This window comes from Streptomyces sp. NPDC088732 (assembly GCF_044751205.1).
Classification (GTDB): Bacteria; Actinomycetota; Actinomycetes; order Streptomycetales; family Streptomycetaceae; genus Actinacidiphila.
Genome location: NZ_JBIVLI010000015.1, coordinates 44,744 through 64,301 on the forward strand (window position 1 = coordinate 44,744; position 19,558 = coordinate 64,301).

Genomic DNA, 19,558 nt, shown 5'->3' on the forward strand with positions numbered 1-19,558 from the left:
CCCCTTTTTCCCAGTGGTCACGAAGTGCGCTGTCCGTGCCTCTTACGCGCCCCTCGTGCGCACTGAGCCGGTCCTCTCGACTCCAACAAGATGTGTCCGCGGTGATCCATCGTCCGTCCACGGCTCGGAGGGGGAACAGGATGCCGGAGGAGTGGATACGGGCTCTCGTGGCGGACTTTGGATCCGAGTGCAGGGAGCGTCTGCGGGTCAGCAACACGGAGGCATCGATTAGCCTGCCGGTGGCGAAGTTGGTGGAGACTTTCGGGGCGCGCTGGAAACTGAGTCCTCGCCTTCATCCTGAGTATCCCTTGCCCGAGGCCCGGGTACGTCCGGACTATGCGGTTGAGACATCGGGGCGCATTACGGGCTTCCTCGAGCTGAAGGCCCCTGGGCACGACGTCACGCCGGACGGTTTCACGAAGCGGGACCGGGAGCAGTGGGACTTGATGCGCCGGCTCCCCAACGTGCTGTACAGCAACGGTCATACCTGGTGCCTGTACCGAGGCGGTTCGCGACCTCTCCGCACAGTTCGGCTCGAAGGCGATCTGTATCGGTCCGGAAACCGGTTGCGTATTAACGAAGCCAACGGAGCAGAGTTTCGAGATCTGCTCCGGGAGTTTCTCGGGTGGCAGCCTCAGCCCATCACCAGTGTCAGCCAGTTGGTGTCGTCTATCGCTCCCCTGTGCCAGTACCTGCGAGAGGAGGTGCTGGAGCAGTTGGCACTTGAACGCAGGGGGCCAGAGAGTCCTCGCAGCCGGCGGCGGATCCTCAAGCCTTTCACTGCCTTGGCGCTCCACTGGAGCAAGGTGCTCTTCCCGTCAACCGATGGACAAGACCCCGACCATCTCTTCGCCGACCGCTACACCCAGACGATTGCCTTCGCCCTGCTGCTGGCTCGTATCGAGAACCTGCCACTCACAGGCCGCAACTTCGTCGACATCGCGTATGAGTTGCAGGCCGAGAACACAGTTATGGGTCGAGCCCTACAGTTGCTGACGGAGACGGTGGACGCCGAGTTCGCTCGCCGAATCGACACGCTCGTGCAGGTCATCGATGCTGTCGACTGGGCGGCGATTCGGGCCCGGACACCCGATGCCCACGTTCATCTCTACGAGGATTTCCTCCAGGAGTACGACCGCGAGCTGCGTAAACGCTCCGGCACGTACTACACCCCGCCCCGTCTGGTGAAGGAGATGGTTCGCTTCACCGAGGCCGTCCTGCGCACGCGCCTTGGCTGTACGGAGGGCTTCGCGGACGAGCAGGTGACGATCGTCGACCCCGCCATGGGCACCGGCACATTCCTCAGCGAGATTATCGACAGGGTCGCTGAAGAACGCTCCCGTCGAGGGGAAGGCTTCCGTGGCGAAGCGGTGGAACAGTTGGCGGGCCGGCTGATCGGCTTCGAGCGTCAGATGGCTGCCTTTGCGGTCGCCCAGATGAGGATCACCCAGACCCTCCGCAAGCAGGTCACCGAAACTCAACTCGGTGACCTGCGACTCCATCTCGCCGACACCCTCGCGGATCCGTATGAGAGGGCCACGCTCTTCACGTTTCTGCCTGATGGCGATCCTCTGGTCGAGAACACCCGTAAGGCGGACTGGATCAAGCGCGAGCAGAAGGTCACCGTCATGATCAGCAACCCGCCGGACCGGGAGAGAGCCGAGGGGGAAGGCGGCTGGGTGGAGAGAGGCCGCGAGGGGGATGACAGAGCACCTCTACTCGATGCCTTCCGCCTCGGGGGCAGGAACGGAGTGCACGAGAACAAGCTCAAGAACCTGTACGTCTACTTCTGGCGCTGGGCCACCTTCAAGGTCTTCGAACAGCATCGTTCCGAGTCGGACCGCGGAATTGTGGCCTTCATCAGCACCGCGGGCTTCCTCAACGGGCCGGGTTTCGAAGGGATGAGGAAATATTTGCGTGAGACTTGTTCGGAGGGCTGGATCATCGACCTCAGCCCGGAGGGCATCCAGCCGCCAGTGAGAACACGCCTCTTCGAAGGTGTGCAGCATCCCTTGGCGATTGCCGTATTCGTCCGCAGCAGGGCCGAGACCGCACCGGCCCACATCAGATACGTGGCCCTTGATGGCAGCACTCGCGAGGAGAAGTACACGCAGCTCGAAGCCCTTGGGCCGGACAGCGACCGATGGCGGTTGGTGCGCCAGGCCGCTCGGGCTCCGTTCATGCCCGCGGCACGGGGAGCCTGGGACACATATCCTGCGTTGGACGATCTGCTGCCCTGGAAAGTGCCTGGCATACTGCCGAAGCGCACATGGGTCTACTCTCCGGACCCCGACACGCTGCGTTCCCGGTGGCGGAGACTGCACGCCGAGACGGATATCGCTGAGAAGCGCGCCCTGTTCAGGGAAACCCACAGCCGTACCATCGACCGGCAGGTCAAACCGCTGCCAGGCTCGGCGCAGCCCCAGCGGCCGATGCTGGAGGCGGGCCCCGAGTGTCCGGAGCCGGTGCTTTTCGCCTTTCGCCCCTTTGACCGGCACTGGATCATCCCGGACAACAGGGTCCTCGACAGATGCTCGCCACAACTGTGGGAGAGCCGGGCCGAGGGACAGATCCACATCGTGGAGCAGCACTCCGATCGTTTCGGCGACGGCCCTGCCACGCTCTTCACGGCACTTATGCCAGATATGGATCACTTCGCTGGCTGGGGAGGCGGTAGAGTGATTCCCCTTCTACAGAGAGACGGCACCCCCAATGTGACCCCCGGTCTTCTCCAGCACCTTCGTAACTCCTTCGGCGATCTGGCTGTCTCGGCCGAGGACTTGCTCGCATACATCGCCGCGATCACGGCTCACCCGGGTTTCCGGTCCCGCTTCGATGACGAACTCGCCACCGTCGGCGTCCGCGTACCTCTCACCGGCGACGCCGCCCTGTGGTCGGAGGCGCTGCACATCGGGCGGAAGGTGATCTGGGCCGCCACCTTCGGAGAGAGGCTCGTGGATCCGGTGGCGGGGCGGCCCGGCGGACCCCAGGAGGTCTGGACGACCGCACAGTCGGCGATCACCTACCAGAGACAGGTGGGCAGGGACGAACTGCCCGAGGGCTTCGTCTACGACCCTGACCGTCTGGAACTCCGCTTCGGTCAAGGCGTTTTCGGGCCCGTGACTCAACAGATGCGGGATTATCAGGTCAGCGGACAGAACGTTCTCGACGGCTGGCTGAAACGCAGGACGGGACCGCCGTCCCGTAGAGCCGTCAGCGAACTGGACCGCATCCGGCCCGAGCGGTGGCTGCCCGCCTGGAGCAAAGAACTCCAATACGTGCTGGCCGTCCTGTGGCATCTGGTCGAGCTGCAGCCGGCTCAGAACGAACTGCTCGACCGTGTTCTTATGGCACCGCTGATCAGCGTCGCCGAGTTGCAACGCCGGCACGTCCTGCCGGTCCCGGACGCCGCCCGTCGCTCCGCGCCCGCACCCCTGCAGACCGACCCCATCCCCGGGACCGAGGGAATCGAGGCGCGCGAGCCGCACGCCGTAAAGCCACTCATCACAGACAAAAACGCTCCTGTCGGCCTTTCGATGACGCGGTCGGAGAGGGGCCGGAAAACCGACGCCACACAGCCCCGCAGGAAGCGACAAGCTCCGTAAGCTGCTGCCTTAGCCCGATTGCCCATGCGGGGCGCCCGAACGTCGTCAGCCGTGTGCGGGATGTGGACGCCAGAGCTCACTGACCCCGACCGCGGCGGAGATATCCGGTCTGTTCCTCCGGCCGTGCGCTCGCGGCAGCGCATAGAATCACGCTACACACCCTGGGCCTACCATTGCCGGGGTCTCTGGTGGCTGCTGGCGTGCGACTGAAGGGCCCCCCCAGGCGGCATCGTGTGCGAGTCCGCGTGCGTCAACCACGCCATGTGCCGCGTCGGGCACGCGGCTCGGCCATTAGCGGACGAGGCGCGCTGAGGATTCGTCGAGCACGCGCAGCCTCGGCTGCTGTACGCGGCCGTCTGGGCGATGCCGCGCCTGTGGCGAACTGCTTGACACCGCGACCTGGGCCGGCCGGACCGCCGCCCGTCCCGCGATCTTCGACTGCGTCGAAAGCTGATACAACCTGCACCGCCTGCACAGCACCCTCGGCTACCGCAGCCCCGCCGAATACGGGACCGCGCATGCAGCCTGACCACCACACCAATGGTGTCCGTCAAAGCGGAACAAGCTCAAACCACTTGGTGGACGACTACCGGTCTTACGCTCTGTGACGGCACCAGACCACGTCCTTGAGCCGGTACGTAGATGAATCGACGACCTGGATGAGTTTTCACCCTCCGGAAGCGGAAACGCTAACGGCGGAGCTGAAGAGACGGCGCAGACCGCCACAACCACGTCTACCGCCCACCGGTTCAGCGTTCTGCACGCCGGCGCCCCGGTCCGGCAAACCGAGCCGCGCAGTTGCGGGATGTCACGGAGGGAGCTGGTTCGTCGCTTGGACCGGGGCCGTATGCGCGAGAACGGAGGGACGTACATGTCCGACGAACTGCCGACCGATGCCCTGGCGGGAAAGCGGATCGGTATCTCGGTCGCGACCAGTGCGGACCTGGGCAGGCTGGGTTTGGCCGAAACCCATTTCCGTACGGTCCTCGGTGAACTCGTGCAGCTCGTCGTGGCGGCAGGCGGCAAGCTGGCCTACGGAGGAAACCTGAGGCAAGACGGCTACACCTTCTTCTTGATTGAGCAGATGCGGACGTACGCGCCCTCGTCCCGCCCGTTGCTCAACTGCCTCGCCTGGACGGAGCACCGCAGACTGCCACTGTCGGAGCTCGAGCTCCATCGACAACAGTTCGGACGCTACGGCGAGATCGTCTGCCTCAGCATCGATGGCGAACCGGTGGCCCCCAGCGCCGATCGGGAGGAGGCCCCTGCGCCCGAGACCGACCCCGAGACGAGGCACCGAGCGCTCACCGGCATGCGTCGCTACCTGATGCGCCATGTGGACGCGCACCTGCTCCTCGGCGGCAAGCGTGGAGGGTTCCTCGGGACCCTGCCGGGACTCGTGGAAGAAGTTTCGCTGGCCTTGGAAGCCGGGCTGCCCGTCTATCTCGCAGCTGGCTACGGGGGAGTCACTGCCGAGATCGCCAAGACGCTCGGCCTCACCGGTGCACCGGAGTTGCCCCATCCCTCGGACGCCACCCCGCCCGATCCCCGCCTCCTCAATGGTCTTGAGCGGCTTCGGGCACTCACTGACGCTCCCACGTGGACGGGCGTGCGCAACGGCCTGACCGACGAGGAGAACCACCAGCTGGCCGGTTCCCGCCACCCCCAGGAGATCGCCGCCCTGGCAAGCCGCGGACTGGGGCGCCTGCGTCAGAGCACCTGACCCGGTAGGTTCCCACCAGCGCGGATGGGCGTCCGTGTACCGAGGCATTCTGGTGAAGGGACACAAGAGGTGACGGTACGTCGGGGGTGGGCCATCGCTGCTGTGATGCGTACGGCGGGGCGGGCGGTGCTGGCCGCGACAGTCGGTGCCGTTATTGGAGTCGCCGCGTACTCCATCAGTCGGACGGGGGGCCAGTTACTCTCAGTAGTCGTCGGCGGTGTTGTCGGCGTCGCCTTGGCAATCGGCACCGATGTCTACCGCAGATCAGTCCAGTTGACCGAGGTGCGACTCGTCCTGCCCGGCAGTGAGATGACGTTCAAGGCGAACACCGACATGCGGCAGGCGGCGCTGCGCATGTTTTTTCAGGCTGCGACGCGCGTGGCAACCCGTCCGTTGGACGACGGAAGCGGCAATCTGCGCGAAGCCCTCGCGTCCCTCAAGACGCTGTTCGACATGTACCGCGAGCCCCTGGAGTCCGGCAGTGCCCCGCCTCCGCCTTCGGACGGAGACTCCGTCCACGAACTGGTCCTGGACATCCTCAACTTCGAGCTCGCCCCCTTCTTGGCCACTTGGCATCCCCGGCTGCGTGCCTTCGAGGAGGCCCACCCCGACGAGGACGAGACGGCCTGGCCCCACAACGCGGAGTTCCGGCAGGCGCTGCGTGAACTTCAGCGCAATCTGCGGCCGTATATCGTTGGCCTGGGTGAGATCGCCGGCATTCGCAACCCCGAACGCCATCTCCGCAGATCTGCCTGGCACGCGGCTCGCCACACGGTCGGCGTGCCAGGGCAGGACGCGGCGCGGCGCTCTGCCATCGGCTGACCGTGTCTCAAGCACCCGTCCCTCGTTCTCATCCGTGGTGATCTGTGTTCGAAGTGACCGCGGCGATCTTGGTGTGGCGGGCGACAAGGTGGGGGAAGAACCGGACTCCGAGCGTCGGGAGGGGGCCGCGTGAAGTGGCGTATGAGGCTTAGGAAGTCCGAACGTTCCGAGGACTACGAGCATTACGACACCTTCATCTCGTACGCCACTGCAGCCGACCGAGCGCTCGCGCCCGCCCTGCGGCACAAGCTGCGGCGTGTCGGTTCAGGGCTGCCAGGGACCAATCGACGGCGGAGACGGCCACAGCTCCGCATCTACCTCGATCAGCGGTCCACCCCGGCCGGCGGCGAGCTCTCCGACGAGTTGAAGCGGGCTCTTGACGCGTCCCGCACGCTGATCCTGCTTGCCTCGCCCGAGGCCGCGGAATCCACATGGATCAACCACGAGATCGAGTGGTGGCGTGAGAGGGACGCCAGCCGCCCCGTCCTGGTCGCCCACACAGGCGGGCAATTGAAGTGGGACAAGGAGGCCAGCGACTTCAAGAAGGTTGATTCCGACGCTGCACCTCCCGCCCTGTACGGATTCTTCAAACAGGAGCCGAAATGGGTGGATCTGCGGCCTTTCAAGCGTCGCTGGCTGATTCACCCCAGAATCGCGTTTCTGCTGTCGTCCGCCCACAATATCGTCTGCCAGCTGGCGTCGCCTGTGTACGGCGAGAAGGTCGAGGTACTTCTCAGGGAGGAACGACGCCGACGCCGCAGTAACTCCGCGCTGTTCGCCATATTTATGGCGATGGTGGTGCTTGTCGGGTGGGTGGTGTGGAAGGGCGCCAGGAACGAGGCGGATGCGCAGGAGCAGCTGGCGACCTCCCGGGCGATGGCGCACCGATCGGCCGAAGAGGCCGAACAGAACCCGGTGCTGGCGGCCAGGCTCGCCGTCGCCGCGTACGCCATGAAGCCCACTCCCGAGTCCACGACTGTCATGATCCAGCGCATGGACCAGATGCGGCACGTCCAGTTGATCCGGGATCACCAGGTGGACGGGACGGTCTCCTTTGTCGCCGCAGCGGTCGGCCCGGACAACCTCTTTGCATTCAGCGGGCGTGACGGCTCGACCATCGAGGTCTGGGACGCGGGCCTGTCGCATCGAGTGCACCTTCTGACTGCACCGGTGTCCGAGGACGCCCCACCGGGTGCTGGCGGGGAAGGCTGGGGCGACATCGACCAGTTGGTCTTCAGCCCCGACGGGCGACGGCTGTTCGCCTCGCAGATAGGCCACGGAATCCGGAGCTGGAACCTTGCCGAGGGCGGCCGGGAAGGACCGAACACCGACAGGATCGGGTCCACTTTCGCCATCGCGGCGGATGCATCCCTGATTGCGGCGCCTGGCGGTATCGATACCGGAAACGCGGATGCAGTGTTGGCGGAGCCCGTCGGTGGCAACGGCCTGGAATTCTGGGATCCTGAGCGAGGGGTGGTCACCACGGCGCCGCCTCTCAGCCCTCGGCTGAGGATCGACGACGTCGTGATCTCCCCCGACGGCCGACGGGTTCTCGCCCTGGCGACAAACATCGACAGTGACCGCGCGACCCTCCGCGCGTGGGACCTTCGACGTCGGCAGTGGTTGCCGAAGGGCGAGGCGATTGCTCTCCCCGGCACGCCGACCGCCTTCTCCCCGGACGGCAGCCGTATCGCGGCCGTACGAGGCACTCGTGTGGAATTCGTCGACACCGGGAACGGGTCGCGTCACGGCAGAGCCTCTCTGCCTGCCGGATGCGACGTCTACGACCTGAAGGCCGCAGCCGACGGCCGTACTGCTGTTGTCGGTTGCGCCGACGGACGGGTGTTCGCCCTGGATCTGAGGTCCGGTTCGCGTACCGAGCTGTTCCGACACGCGGAGAGCATCCGTGCCCTGGCCATCGGCAGCGACGGCAGGAGGGTGCTCTCCACAGACGAACGGCAGCTTGCTCTGACGACTCCCGGACACGACAACAGGTTTCGCCGACTCTCCTGGGGCGCATCTGTCTCCCGGGCAGAGTGGGACGACGCGGGCCGACTCGGCGCCCTCGAACAAGACCGCATCGCCGTCTACAACCCAGAGCGTGTGAAACCTATCGACCGTTCTTCACCTGGCGATGGGCGGGGCACTGAGTGGCTCGATCTGGTCTTTTCTCCGGACGGGCACCACCTGACGACCATCGGCGTGTCAGGAGATGCATACCGCCTCGTCCGCTGGCGTCGCGAGCCCCTGACGCCGGTGTGGCAGACGACGGCCGATCGGCTCGGGGCCCAAGTGCTGTACAGCGTCGTCGAGTTGTCTTCCGGCATGCTGGCGGTGGCCACGGACAAGGGAGTGCGGCTGGTCGGCCGGGACGGCCGGCCGGGATCGTTCCTGAAGGGCGAAGGGCCGCTCGCGGCAGATCCTCACGGCCGTCGCCTGGCAACCCTGACCGTCAGTGGCTACGAGGCCCCCAGGACCCCCGAGGCCGTGGTCGAGGTCCGGCAGCCCGGAGAGAAGGGGCAACTTTCCGCACCGGTCCAACTGCGCCTTCCCGACGCCTACGTCACCGGGATCGCGATGAGCCCTGACGGTTCGACACTGATTCTCTCCGTGGTCCACTGGAACTTCACGGCCGATGGCACCGAGTGGGACGGTGAGAAATCCAGCGGAATGGAGTTGTGGGATCCCCGGACTGGGCGGCGGAAGTCGGTCGTTCGAAGCAAGTGGCCGGCCGGCTCCCAGGGCTGGGTGGCGGATGGCGCGGCTACCCGGCTGGTGTCGTTCGCACCCGAGAGTGTCACCTTCCATTATGTTGACCGCGGAGGACCCGCACCCACGTGGACATCTCCCTGGGACATCGGGACCCCTCTGGCGGTTGCGGGCAACCGGTCCGGAGATCAAGCGGCTGTCGTCACATCCGAGGGAACAACCCTGTGGGATCTGAATCCCGAGCACTGGCGCACCGCCCTGTGCCGGATCGCGGACGGTGGCTTGACGGCGCGCGAGTGGCAGGAGTTCACCCCGCGGCGTAGCGAAGCACCACAGTCGTGCACTTAGACGCACTGCCGAGTCGGAGGCGCAGGTCACGGTTCCCTTGGTGCCGGGTGAAGGCGCGGAATTTTGCATTCGGTTTGAGGAGACTTGGTCGTTCAGCGTGGGGTGGGGAGGTTCAAGCTGCTGAGACGTTACTGTGGTAAAGGCGCCCAACAGCCGACACAGCGCGGACATGGATGTGATCCGCCCCTCCTCGGCGGGCACATCGTCGAAACCGCACAGATCCCGACGCGTCTCTGATTCAACGCGAAGCGAGAGTTTGAAAGCGCCAGGCTCGTTACGACGCTGATCAGCTGCGGGCAGGGCTGGCGGGCCGGGGAACGGATCGGCGCGGCCAGCCGTGCCAACTTGATTCGCGGTCCCGGGCCGTATGAGGCCGAAGGGGCAACAGGCGGGGCGGAGGCAGACGCTGGGGCAGTGCCGGGCCGGAGCACAAGATCCGCAGCGCAGGGCGGCCGTGGACGGTTGGCGACCTCGCGATGGTGGAGCGCCGGAGCGCGGACGGGCGGGGCGTCGAGCTGACGTTGACGGAGCTGGCCCGTGCGATGGGCCTCCAGTTCGGCTTGGCCATCATCGCGACGAAGATACGCGCTGACCGAGTCCGATAAGAGACACTTACGGCTGAACCTCGCGTTCGGCCAGGGCGGAGAGGGCGGTTATGGTCCGCCCCCCCCGAGGGGGATACTGGCGCCCATGCGAATCGACTTCGATCCCGAGGCCATGGGCCGCAACCCGTTCTACAAGCTGCTGACCTCCGTGGTCGTGCCGCGGCCCATCGCGTGGGTGTCGACCCTGAGCGAGGCGGGAACGGCGAACCTCGCCCCGCACTCCTTCTTCACGGTCGCGTGCGTCAGCCCGCCGGTCGTGCAGTTCACGTCGGTCGGCCGGAAGGACTCACTGCGCAACATCGAGGAGACCCGGCAGTTCGTGGTCAACCTCGCCCCCGAGCACCTCTTCGAGCAGATCAACGCGACCGGGACCGACTTCCCGCGCGGCGTCAGCGAGTTCGACGAGATCGGCATCGCCCGCGAGCCCAGCCACGCGGTCAAGCCGCCGCGTGTGGCGGCCTCCCCGGTGGCCCTGGAGTGCGAACTGCACAGCACCGTGACCCTCGGCGACTCGACGGTCGTCTTCGGCCGTGTGGTGCACGCCGCCGTCTCCGAGGCCGTGATGGCCGACGGCAGCCCGGACGTCCGCAAACTGCGCCCGCTCGCGCGCCTCGGCAAGGACGAGTGGGGCACGACGGGCGACGTCCTGGAGATCTCCCGCATCCGCTACGCCGACTGGCCCGGCGCCCGCCAGGGCTGACCGGCCGGTCTGCGCCTCCGCCGCGTAGGCTGCGGCCTGTGAGCCACCATGTCACCCAAGTGCCCGACGGACTGAGCCGGATGGCGGCCTCCTTCCTGTGGCTCCACGCCGTCCGCGTCGAGCCGCGGCCCCTGGAGCGGTACCGGGAGCAGTGGCGGGAACACGGTATCTCCGCCGCGGCCATCGACCGGGCGGTCGCGTACGAGGCGCGCTGGGGCGGCTTCATGCTGCCACCCGCGCCCCGCTACGACGGCGGCCCCCATGTGCTCGGTGCGGACGTCCCCGACGGAGCGGAGGAGCGCGGCTGGTGGTTCGCGGCGGGCGACCAGCGCTGCTCGCTTCCTTACAGCTTCATGATCGGCCCCGAGGGCGAGTTCGGGATCCGCGGCGGGCGGTGGACCCCGCTGCACGCCCACATCGAGGGGTGGGTCGAGTCCGTGGCCCTGGCACACGATGCCGACCGGAACGCGCGGCGCATCACCCAGCTGTCGGGAGACGCCGTGGCGGGCCTGGACCTTGACGGCCTTGATCCCGTGCCGCTGGTGGCAGGTCTGGCCGACACATGGTGGCGGGGACCGGACTCGCTGGTGGCGGTCCACCGGGGCGAGGCGGAGCACTTCGGCCGCCCCGATTTTCTGACGGCCCGGGTCTACGAGGGCCTGCCGGAGCACGCCTTCTGGTTCGACTGACGGGAACCGCGAGGGCGTCAGCGGCGCCGCCGGCGGCGGGCCCAGGCCGTGAAGACCAGTGCCCCGAGTCCCGTGACGGCCAGGAAGCCCATCGCGAGCAGGAACACCGGTGAGGTGGGGGTGGCGGCTCGGCTGCCCGCGACGACGTAGGCCGCGGTGTTCGGGATCACGCCGAGCGCCGTCGCGATCAGATACGGCACCAGGCGCGTCTCCGACACCGCCGCCGCGTAGTTGGCCGCTGAGAAGGGGATGCCGGGGAAGAGCCGCATCAGGAGCATCGTGCGGAAGCCGTGCCGGCTCAACTGCCGGTCGGCGGACTGCAGTATGCGGCCCCGGAGCAGCGGGCGCAGGGCGTCGCGGCCCAGGACCCGGCCGAGGACGAAGCAGATCGCGGCGGAGATCACCGTGCCGCCGATGGCCGCGGTCAGGCCCCACACCGAGCCGAAGAGCGCGCCGGCGCCCATGCTCAGCAGCGGTCGGGGGACGAAGGCCGTGGCACAGATGCCGTAGCCGACCGTGAACAGCACGATCGCCGCGAACCCCGTGAGCTGTGAGGGCCAGCCGTCGGCGAGATAGCGCTGCGGTTCGAAGAGCAGCACGCAGACCCCGGCGCCGACGAGGAGCACGACGAGCAGCGCCAGCCGGACCCACGGCGACACGCGCAGGCGCGAGCGCGGGCGGGAACCGGACAGGGCAGGAGCGTCGGACATCCCGCGAGCCTAGCCGAGGAGGATGGCCGTCCGGGGTCCGTCAGTGGTCCCGCGTACGGTGCGCGTATGACATCCCATGTCCCGGCCGTACCGGACAGCGCACTCGCCGATCTGGTGCTGCCCCGTCTGACCACGGTGTATGCCGCGGCCGCCGATCCGGTTCGGGCCGCCTCCGCGGCGGCGTACATGCGCGGAGCCTTCCCCTTTCTCGGCATCGCCACTCCTGCCCGGCGCGCGCTGTCCCGGGAGGTCCTGGCGGGCCTGCCCCGCCCCGGCGAGGCCGACTGCGCGGGCGTGGCGCTGCGCTGCTGGGCCCTGCCCGAACGGGAGTACCGGTATTTCGCGGTCGACTTCCTGCGCCGCCACATCGGCAGTTGCTCGTCCGCGTTCCTCGGCACCGCCCGGTACCTCGTGGCCACCGAGTCCTGGTGGGACACGGTCGACCTGCTCGCGGCGCATGTCGTCGGGCCCCTGGTCGCCGCCGATCCGGCGCTGGTGGCCGTCATGGACGCGTGGATCACCGACGGCGACCTGTGGATCGCGCGGACCGCCCTGCTCCACCAACTCACGTACAAGGGCGGCACCGACGCCGAGCGGCTGTTCCGCTACTGCCTGCTCCAGTCGGGGCACCGCGACTTCTTCGTCCGCAAGGCGATCGGCTGGGCGCTGCGCGAGTACGCCCGCACCGATCCCGACGCCGTAAGGGAGTTCGTGGTCTCGGCGGCGGACCGGCTGTCGCCGCTGTCGGTGCGCGAGGCCACCCGGCGCCTGTGACTGCCATGCTGGGCGCATGCCCAGTGCCGGAGAGCACGACCAGGACAGGGGGGACCGTGTGCGCCGGAGTTACGACGCCGTGGCGGGGGAGTACCGGACGCGCATCGGCGGCGAACTCGCGCACAAGCCGCTCGACCGCGCACTCCTGGGGGCCCTCGTCGAGGAGACGGCCGACGGCGCGCCCGTCGCCGACCTGGGCTGCGGACCCGGCCATGTGACCGGCTGGCTCGCCGCGCGGGGCGTGCGGGCGGTGGGGATCGACCTGTCCCCGCGGATGGTCGGGCTCGCCCGCGCCGACCACCCCGCCGCCGAGTTCCGGGTGGGCGACCTGCGCCGTCTCCCGGCCGCCGACGGCGAGTTCGGCGCCGCCGTCGCCCTGTACAGCGTGATCCACCTCGCTCCGGACGAACTGGGGCCCGCCTTCGCGGAGATGAGGCGTGTGCTACGCCCCGCCGCACCGCTGCTCGTCGCCTTCCACCTCGGCGACGAGGTCCGCCACATGGCGCGCTGGTGGGACCACGACGTGGACGTGGACTTCCACTTCCTCGACGCCGCGGACGTCCGCGCCGCCATGGAGGCCACCGGGTTCACCGTGCGGGCGGCCCTGGAGCGCACGCACTACCCGCACGAGGCCGCGTCCCGCCGCGCCTACGTACTGGCGCGCCGCGCCGTGTGACGCGGCGCGGCGTCGTGCCGTCGCGGAAATTGGGTGGCCCCGGGCCCGTCCCGTGCCGCATGATCGGCGGCATGTTCCGGTACGCCTTCCTCGCAGACGCCTCCGCGGTCGCGGACGCGCCGAAGGCTGCGCCGGCACCGGCTTCCCCGGTCCACGCGTTCGGCGGCGCCCGAACCTGACCCTCCCCGGACAGTCCGGCGGACCCCGCAGGGGAGGGTCGGCAGGACGCAGGGGTCCCGTTCCGCAGATCGGCTTGTCGACACCACAGACGAGTCGACTGATCGAGGAAGCACCTCACCATGCCCAAGCAGGCGTACCAGCGCACCAAGCCGCATCTGAACATCGGCACCATGGGCCATGTCGACCACGGCAAGACCACCCTCACCGCCGCCATCACCAAGGTCCTCAGCGACCGCGGTTCCGCCGCCTTCGTGCCGTTCGACCGGATCGACAAGGCCCCGGAGGAGGCCGCCCGCGGGATCACCATCACCATCGCGCACGTCGAGTACGAGACGGCCACCCGGCACTACGCCCACGTCGACATGCCGGGGCACGCCGACTACGTGAAGAACATGATCACCGGGGCGGCGCAGCTCGACGGCGCGATCCTGGTCGTCTCGGCCCTCGACGGGGTCATGCCGCAGACCGCCGAGCACGTGCTGCTCGCCCGGCAGGTCGGCGTCGGGCACATCGTCGTCGCGCTCAACAAGGCCGACGCCGGGGACCCCGAACTGACCGACCTGGTCGAGCTGGAGGTGCGTGAGCTGCTCTCCGGCCAGGGCTATCCCGGGGACACTCTGCCTGTCGTCCGGGTCTCCGGGCTCAAGGCGCTGGAGGGCGACCCGCGGTGGACGGCGGCGATCGGCGAACTGCTCGACGCCGTGGACGCGTACGTGCCGATGCCGCACCGCTACACCGACGCGCCGTTCCTGCTGCCGGTGGAGAACGTGCTGACCATCACCGGCCGCGGCACGGTCGTCACCGGCGCGGTGGAGCGCGGCACGGTCCGGGTGGGGGACCGTGTCGAGGTGCTCGGTGCGGACACCGCGTCCGTGGTCACCGGGCTGGAGACCTTCGGCAAGCCGATGGACGAGGCCCAGGCCGGCGACAACGTCGCACTGCTGCTGCGCGGCGTCCCGCGCGACGTCGTGCGGCGCGGCCACGTCGTCGCCGCGCCCGGGAGCGTCACGCCCAGCCGCCGGTTCCGGGCCGGGGTGTACCTGCTGCCGGCCGCCGAGGGCGGGCGGCGCACAGGCATCGCGACCGGCTACCGCCCGCAGTTCTACGTGCGGACGGCGGACGTCGTCGGCGACGTGGACCTCGGCGCGGCCGGGATCGCGCTGCCGGGGGCGAGGGTGGAGATGACGGTCGAGCTGGGCCGGGCGGTGCCGCTGGAGACGGGTCTCGGCTTCGCCGTCCGCGAGGGCGGGCGCACCGTCGGCGCCGGTACCGTCACCGAGCTGCTCGACTGACCGCCTGACGCGGGGGCCCGGGCCCGGCCCGGGCCCCCGCGAACGGGCGCGCTCCGCGCTGGGACAATGGTCCGGTGGAGGACGACGACGAACGCATCCCGGTGAGCGAGGCGGTGGACTTCGGCGCGGCGAAACTGCTGCCCGACGTGGACCGGCCCGCCGGCTGGCTGCTGACCGTCGACGGTGCCCCTCAGTCGTACGTCGACCTCGACGACCCGACGCACCTGGAGTTCGAGTACACCCGGCGCCTGGCCCACGTCCTGGACGAGTCGTCGCCCGCCGGGCAGCCGCTGGACGTCGTCCACCTCGGCGGCGGCGCGCTGACGCTGCCGCGGTACACCGCCGCCACCCGGCCCGGCTCGCGCCAGCGCGTGGTCGAGGCCGACCGGGCACTCGCGGAGCTGGTCGCCCGCGAGCTGCCGCTGCCCGCGGGCGCCGCCGGAGGACTGACCGTGGCGACGGAGGACGCCCGCAGCTGGCTGACGGCGGCGCCGGACGCCTCGGCGGACGTCGTGGTCGCCGACGTCTTCGGCGGCTCGCGGGTGCCCGCGCACCTCACGTCGTACGAGTTCCTCACCGAGGCCGCGCGCGTGCTGCGTCCGGACGGCGTCTACCTGGCCAATCTCGCCGACTCCGCGCCCTTCGACTTCCTGCGGCCCCAGATCGCGGGTCTGAACGACCTGTTCGGCGAGGTCTGCCTGATCGCGGAGCCCGGTGTGCTGCGGGGCCGCCGCTTCGGGAACACCGTGCTGGCCGCGTCCCGGCGGCCGTTGCCGGTCGCGCGGCTTGTGCGGCGCACTGTCGCGGATGCCTTCCCGGCGCGGGTCGTGCACGGTGATGCCCTCACGGTCTTCGTGCGGCGGGCGCGGCCCGTTCACGACAGGGACGCGGTGCCCTCGCCGGAGCCGCCGGGCGGGTCGTTCGGGGTGGGCTGAGCGATGTGTGCGGGTCCGCCGCCGGCGACCTCGGCGGTGGTGTCCCTGCGCCGCAGTTGGCGCACCTCGGGGGCGAGCAGGACGGCGGCGGTGAGGAGGACGGCGAGCCCCGCGCAGCCCCACAGGGCCCCGGTCAGCCCGAAGGCGCCGGCCGCGGGGCCCGCGAGCGCGGTGCCGAGAGGGATCATCGACACCGACCCGAACCAGTCGTAGGCGGCGACCCGGGACAGCTTGTCCTCCGGGATCTCCTGCCGCAGCGCCATCATCCACGTCACGCCGAAGACCTCCACGGAGAGCCCGGCCACGAGCATCGTCGCCGCGAGGAGCGGCACCGGCAGGACCAGCGCGAGCGCCACCGCGGGCAGGGCGAACGGGAAGACGCAGAGGGTGCCCGCGAGCAGGATGCGCCGCGGACGCCAGCGCAGCATGAGGAATCCGCCCGCGATGTTCCCCAGGCCGAACGCGGCCAGCGCCGCGCCCCACGGACCCGCGCCGCCGAGCCGGGCCTGCGAGACCAGGGGGCCGTACACCGCCTCCGCCGCGACCATGACCGCGTTGACGACGGAGAACTGCACCACGATGGCCCACAGCCAGCGCCGGGACGCGAACTCCCGCCAGCCGTCGTGCAGATCGCGCAGGAGGCCGCCACCGGGCGCGGCCGGCGCCGCGGGCCGTGCCACCCGCAGCAGCGCGCGCAGCGACGCCGCGAACGCGAAGCAGGCCGCGTCCACGGCCAGGACCCATCCCGGGCCGACGAGCGCGATGAGCGCCCCGGCGAGCGCGGCGCCGCCGACATTGGCGCCGTTCACTCCCAGCCGGAAGACGGCGAAGGCGCGGCCTGCGTGGGCCCCGTCGACGGTGGACAGCAGCATGCCCTCGTTCGCGGGCGCGAAGAACGCGGTGCCCGTGCCGCCCAGCGCGGACAGCGCCGCCATCTGCCAGATGCGGGCGTCACCGGAGAGCACGAGCAGGGCGAACACGCCCTGGGAGACGGCGTTCAGGCAGTTCGCGGCGACCATGACCCGGTGCCGGGGCAGCCGGTCCGCGACCGCGCCGCCGATGAGCAGGAAGACCACCAGCGGCACCGTGCGTGCCGCCGCGACCAGGCCCACGTCCGTGCCGTCGCCGCCGGCCCGCAGGACGGCGAAGGCCGAGGCGACCACGGCGCCGGAAGTGCCGAGGTTGGTCACGAAGGCGGCCGCGGCCAGCAGGCGGAAGTTGCGCCCCGCCCAGTCGGGGAAGCGGGGCAGGCGGAGGCGGGAGGCTGCGGGGGTCACCCGGGGACTATGGTCGCCCGGGCTGCCGTCTGCCAAGTCCATTTCGCGCAGGGCCCGGCGGTTCGGGGCCCGCCTACTACAGCGTGCTCAGCCGATGAGGCGGACGCTGTCGCGCACCTTGGCGACGGTCGCCGCGTCCGGACCCCCCTTGAAGCCGTCCACGACCAGGATCCAGGAGCGGACCTCCTTGTCCTTGCCGAGGAAGGTGAAGCTGTAGGCGGTGCCGTCGGCCGCGCACTTGCCCTTCATGCCGGTCGCCCGAGTGCTGGAGATCCAGCCGCCGACGCCCTGACGGTTCTTGTAGGCGCGGGTCGCGGACTGCGTGAGCTTGGTCCCGCCCTCCTGGTTGTACTTGGCGAACGCCCAGTTGTAGGCCTCGTTGGCCGCCTCGGACTGCAGGCTCTTGGCGCCCTTGCCGCCCTTCACGCCGGCCAGGCCGCGCTGGTCGGTGCCGCACCAGTCCTCGCCGAGGGTGGCGGCGCCGCCGGTGACGATGCGGTTCTTGTCCCACTCGTACCCGATGAGCAGGCCCGCCGACTTCACGGTCCAGTTCGCGGGGACGTCGTAGGCGACGCCCATGTCGCCGCGGACGACGGTCCGCCACCCGGCGACCACGGGCTTGATCGCGCTGTCGCCGGGGTTGCCGCGGGCGTCGTCGGCGCCGGGCCCCTCGTCGGAGGCACCTGCGGACGCGGGCGACGACGGCGCCGTGGGAGCGGAGGACGCCTCGTCCGAAGAGCTCGCCGAGGCCGTTCGGGCGCCGCTCGCGGAAGGGCCGGCCTCGGGGCCGCCGGAGTCGTCGCCGGTCAGTTTCACGGCGATCAGCACACCGGCCGCGGCGACCGCCGCGGCGGCGACCACGGACACCGCGACGGCCACGCCCCGCCGGTTGCCGGGCGGCTTCGGCGCCCCGGGGCCGCCCGGCAGCGTCTGCGCGCCCCACGGCGGGGGCGGCGGCTGATAGGCCGGGTGCTGCTGCGGTGCGTACGGAGAGGGGAACGGCTGCGGGGGCTGCTGCGGATACCGCTGACCCCCGGGCGCTTGCGGATACTGCTGTCCCCCGGGCTGCTGCTCTCCTGGCCACATGGCTGGAAACACTAGGGGTTGGGGCCTCCCGGTTCCATGGATCCCGTCATTACCAGCTGGTAACATCCGGCCATGTCCGAGAACCAGCCGCAGATAGCCGAGCTCCTGACGGCCACCGTGCCCATGGTGCGCACCCTCAACCTCGAGTACCTGGAGACCACCGCCGAGCGCGCGGTGCTCCGCCTCCCCGACCAGGCCGACTACCACAACCACGTGGGCGGCCCCCACGCCGGTGCCATGTTCACCCTCGCCGAGTCCGCCAGCGGCGCCATCGTGCTCGCCGCCTTCGCCGACCAGCTCTCCCGCGCGGTGCCCCTCGCCGTCCGCGCCGAGATCGCGTATAAGAAGCTCGCCATGGGCCCGGTCACCGCCACCGCCGAACTCGGCCGCCCCGCCGCCGATGTCGTCGCCGAACTCGACAAGGGCGAGCGCCCCGAGTTCCCGGTCACCGTCGCCATCCGGCGCGAGGACGGCGCCGTGACCGGCGAGATGTCGATCGTGTGGACCCTGCGCCCCAACTCCTGAGGCCCCTCCCGGGCGGCGGCCCCGCACCGCTCACCGCCGCCCGAGCGGACCTCACGGCAGGCAGACCAGTACGGCCAGGGTGTAGACCCCCATGGTGGCCGAGGTCAGGTACGCCTCCCAGGAGCGGACGCCCCGCTGCGCCGAGTCCTCCATCGCGTGCGTCGTCCGCTGCACCCCCAGGAACGTCCCCGCCACGGCCAGCACGAGGCTGCAGGCCACGAGCCAGTTGACGCCGGTGGAGCCGATCCGGAAGTGGAGCCCCAGCGCGTAGAGGACGATCCCGGCGGCCGCGGGTACGGCGCTGGTGATCGCCACACGGTTGGCCTTCCGGTAGGCGTCGTCCTTGCCCTTGATCCACTGTGACGGCCGCCAGCCCTGCCGGACCGCCGGGTCCCGCGGCCCGGCCTGCCAGCTGTCGCCGATGGCGAAGGACGTGAAGTAGGTGCCGGCGAGTCCGCCGACGCCCGTGGTGACGGCGAACAGCGTCTTCTCGTGCGGGAGGTACACCGCCGCGAGGGCCTGGAAGGACGCCAGGATCGACAGCAGCGAGATCACGACCGGGACGGCGGCGTACATGACGGCCGCCGGGAGGTTGGCCGTATGGTCGCGCTCGGCCCCGATCGCGGCGAGCGCGATCGAACCGGTCAGGCTCGCGATCATGGCCACCACCAGCAGCCCGCAGGCCATCGCGATCAGCGTGTCCTGACCAGGGGGCCGTTCGGCGGTGAACAGGACCGTCACCGTGGGGAGGGACAGCGCGCCGAACGCCCCGACGATCGGCGCGTAGGAGGCCGCGCCCCTGCGCAAGTCGTAGCGTCCTTCGGCGTCTTGGGCGTTTCCGCTGTTCGGCATGGATCGACGTTAGAGGTGTACACGTCATATGCGGACAGCGTGGCGGACAT

15 protein-coding genes are annotated in these 19,558 nt (G+C 69.7%); 11 read left to right on the plus strand and 4 right to left on the minus strand.

The window, feature by feature from the left end:
- Positions 1-239: 239 nt before the first annotated feature.
- The 6 genes from ACIP9H_RS24630 (at position 240) to ACIP9H_RS24655 (ending at position 11,201) form a co-directional block, all read left to right on the plus strand.
- A complete protein-coding gene (locus ACIP9H_RS24630) occupies positions 240-3,605 on the plus strand; it encodes a type ISP restriction/modification enzyme (RefSeq protein WP_401960849.1) in 3,366 nt (1,121 codons plus the stop codon).
- 871 nt (positions 3,606-4,476) lie between these two features.
- Complete coding sequence (locus ACIP9H_RS24635) at positions 4,477-5,328, plus strand: hypothetical protein (RefSeq protein ID WP_401960850.1); 852 nt, start codon at positions 4,477-4,479, stop codon at positions 5,326-5,328.
- Between the two features lie 126 nt (positions 5,329-5,454).
- Positions 5,455-6,150 (plus strand): hypothetical protein, encoded by a 696-nt coding sequence (locus tag ACIP9H_RS24640; protein ID WP_401960852.1) that lies wholly within the window; start codon positions 5,455-5,457, stop codon positions 6,148-6,150.
- A gap of 129 nt (positions 6,151-6,279) precedes the next feature.
- Positions 6,280-9,207 (plus strand): toll/interleukin-1 receptor domain-containing protein, encoded by a 2,928-nt coding sequence (locus tag ACIP9H_RS24645; RefSeq protein ID WP_401960854.1) that lies wholly within the window; start codon positions 6,280-6,282, stop codon positions 9,205-9,207.
- 690 nt (positions 9,208-9,897) lie between these two features.
- Positions 9,898-10,512 carry a flavin reductase family protein gene (locus tag ACIP9H_RS24650; protein WP_401589928.1) on the plus strand — a complete coding sequence of 205 codons (615 nt, stop codon included), beginning with the start codon at positions 9,898-9,900 and terminating at the stop codon, positions 10,510-10,512.
- Positions 10,513-10,550: 38 nt separating this feature from the next.
- Complete coding sequence (locus ACIP9H_RS24655; RefSeq protein WP_401960857.1) at positions 10,551-11,201, plus strand: hypothetical protein; 651 nt, start codon at positions 10,551-10,553, stop codon at positions 11,199-11,201.
- Positions 11,202-11,218: 17 nt separating this feature from the next.
- Here ACIP9H_RS24655 and ACIP9H_RS24660 read toward each other — a convergent pair whose 3' ends face one another.
- Entirely contained in the window at positions 11,219-11,911 is a 693-nt protein-coding gene (locus tag ACIP9H_RS24660) for a TVP38/TMEM64 family protein (protein ID WP_401960859.1), read from the minus strand.
- 66 nt (positions 11,912-11,977) lie between these two features.
- On the opposite strand from ACIP9H_RS24660, the gene ACIP9H_RS24665 reads away from it, so the two are divergent.
- The 4 genes from ACIP9H_RS24665 to ACIP9H_RS24680 all read left to right on the plus strand — a co-directional run bounded on the left by ACIP9H_RS24665 (position 11,978) and on the right by ACIP9H_RS24680 (position 15,768).
- Entirely contained in the window at positions 11,978-12,685 is a 708-nt protein-coding gene (locus ACIP9H_RS24665; protein WP_401960860.1) for a DNA alkylation repair protein, read from the plus strand.
- 16 nt (positions 12,686-12,701) lie between these two features.
- Positions 12,702-13,361, plus strand: a complete 660-nt coding sequence (locus ACIP9H_RS24670; protein ID WP_401960862.1) for a class I SAM-dependent methyltransferase — start codon at positions 12,702-12,704, stop codon at positions 13,359-13,361.
- A 299-nt stretch (positions 13,362-13,660) separates the two neighbouring features.
- Positions 13,661-14,833 carry an elongation factor Tu gene (gene tuf, locus ACIP9H_RS24675; protein WP_401960865.1) on the plus strand — a complete coding sequence of 391 codons (1,173 nt, stop codon included), beginning with the start codon at positions 13,661-13,663 and terminating at the stop codon, positions 14,831-14,833.
- 74 nt (positions 14,834-14,907) lie between these two features.
- The gene (locus ACIP9H_RS24680; RefSeq protein ID WP_401960866.1) at positions 14,908-15,768 is read left to right on the plus strand and encodes a spermidine synthase; all 861 of its coding nucleotides are present in this window, start codon (positions 14,908-14,910) and stop codon (positions 15,766-15,768) included.
- Here ACIP9H_RS24680 and ACIP9H_RS24685 read toward each other — a convergent pair.
- Together ACIP9H_RS24685 and ACIP9H_RS24690 are read right to left on the minus strand one after the other, a co-directional pair.
- Positions 15,708-17,045, minus strand: coding sequence for an MFS transporter (locus tag ACIP9H_RS24685; protein WP_401960869.1), 1,338 nt, complete (start codon positions 17,043-17,045; stop codon positions 15,708-15,710). The two genes, ACIP9H_RS24680 and ACIP9H_RS24685, sit on opposite strands and share 61 nt — an antisense overlap.
- An 87-nt stretch (positions 17,046-17,132) precedes the next feature.
- A complete protein-coding gene (locus ACIP9H_RS24690; RefSeq protein ID WP_401960872.1) occupies positions 17,133-18,131 on the minus strand; it encodes a hypothetical protein in 999 nt (332 codons plus the stop codon).
- Between the two features lie 72 nt (positions 18,132-18,203).
- Here ACIP9H_RS24690 and ACIP9H_RS24695 point away from each other — a divergent pair, with 72 nt between their 5' ends.
- The gene (locus ACIP9H_RS24695; protein WP_360917053.1) at positions 18,204-18,656 is read left to right on the plus strand and encodes a DUF4442 domain-containing protein; all 453 of its coding nucleotides are present in this window, start codon (positions 18,204-18,206) and stop codon (positions 18,654-18,656) included.
- A gap of 51 nt (positions 18,657-18,707) precedes the next feature.
- On the opposite strand, the gene ACIP9H_RS24700 is transcribed toward ACIP9H_RS24695, so the two are convergent.
- Positions 18,708-19,508 carry a hypothetical protein gene (locus ACIP9H_RS24700; RefSeq protein ID WP_401589901.1) on the minus strand — a complete coding sequence of 267 codons (801 nt, stop codon included), beginning with the start codon at positions 19,506-19,508 and terminating at the stop codon, positions 18,708-18,710.
- Positions 19,509-19,558 lie beyond the last annotated feature (50 nt).

Bases quoted from the DNA above. Each gene is read 5' to 3' on its own strand.
- ACIP9H_RS24635 (WP_401960850.1), top strand. From the start codon at position 4,477: ATGTCCGACGAACTGCCGACCGATGCCCTGGCGGGAAAGCGGATCGGT.
- ACIP9H_RS24650 (WP_401589928.1), top strand. From the start codon at position 9,898: ATGCGAATCGACTTCGATCCCGAGGCCATGGGCCGCAACCCGTTCTAC.
- ACIP9H_RS24660 (WP_401960859.1), bottom strand. From the start codon at position 11,911: ATGTCCGACGCTCCTGCCCTGTCCGGTTCCCGCCCGCGCTCGCGCCTG.
- ACIP9H_RS24665 (WP_401960860.1), top strand. From the start codon at position 11,978: ATGACATCCCATGTCCCGGCCGTACCGGACAGCGCACTCGCCGATCTG.
- ACIP9H_RS24670 (WP_401960862.1), top strand. From the start codon at position 12,702: ATGCCCAGTGCCGGAGAGCACGACCAGGACAGGGGGGACCGTGTGCGC.
- tuf (WP_401960865.1), top strand. From the start codon at position 13,661: ATGCCCAAGCAGGCGTACCAGCGCACCAAGCCGCATCTGAACATCGGC.
- ACIP9H_RS24690 (WP_401960872.1), bottom strand. From the start codon at position 18,131: ATGTGGCCAGGAGAGCAGCAGCCCGGGGGACAGCAGTATCCGCAAGCG.
- ACIP9H_RS24695 (WP_360917053.1), top strand. From the start codon at position 18,204: ATGTCCGAGAACCAGCCGCAGATAGCCGAGCTCCTGACGGCCACCGTG.
- ACIP9H_RS24700 (WP_401589901.1), bottom strand. From the start codon at position 19,508: ATGCCGAACAGCGGAAACGCCCAAGACGCCGAAGGACGCTACGACTTG.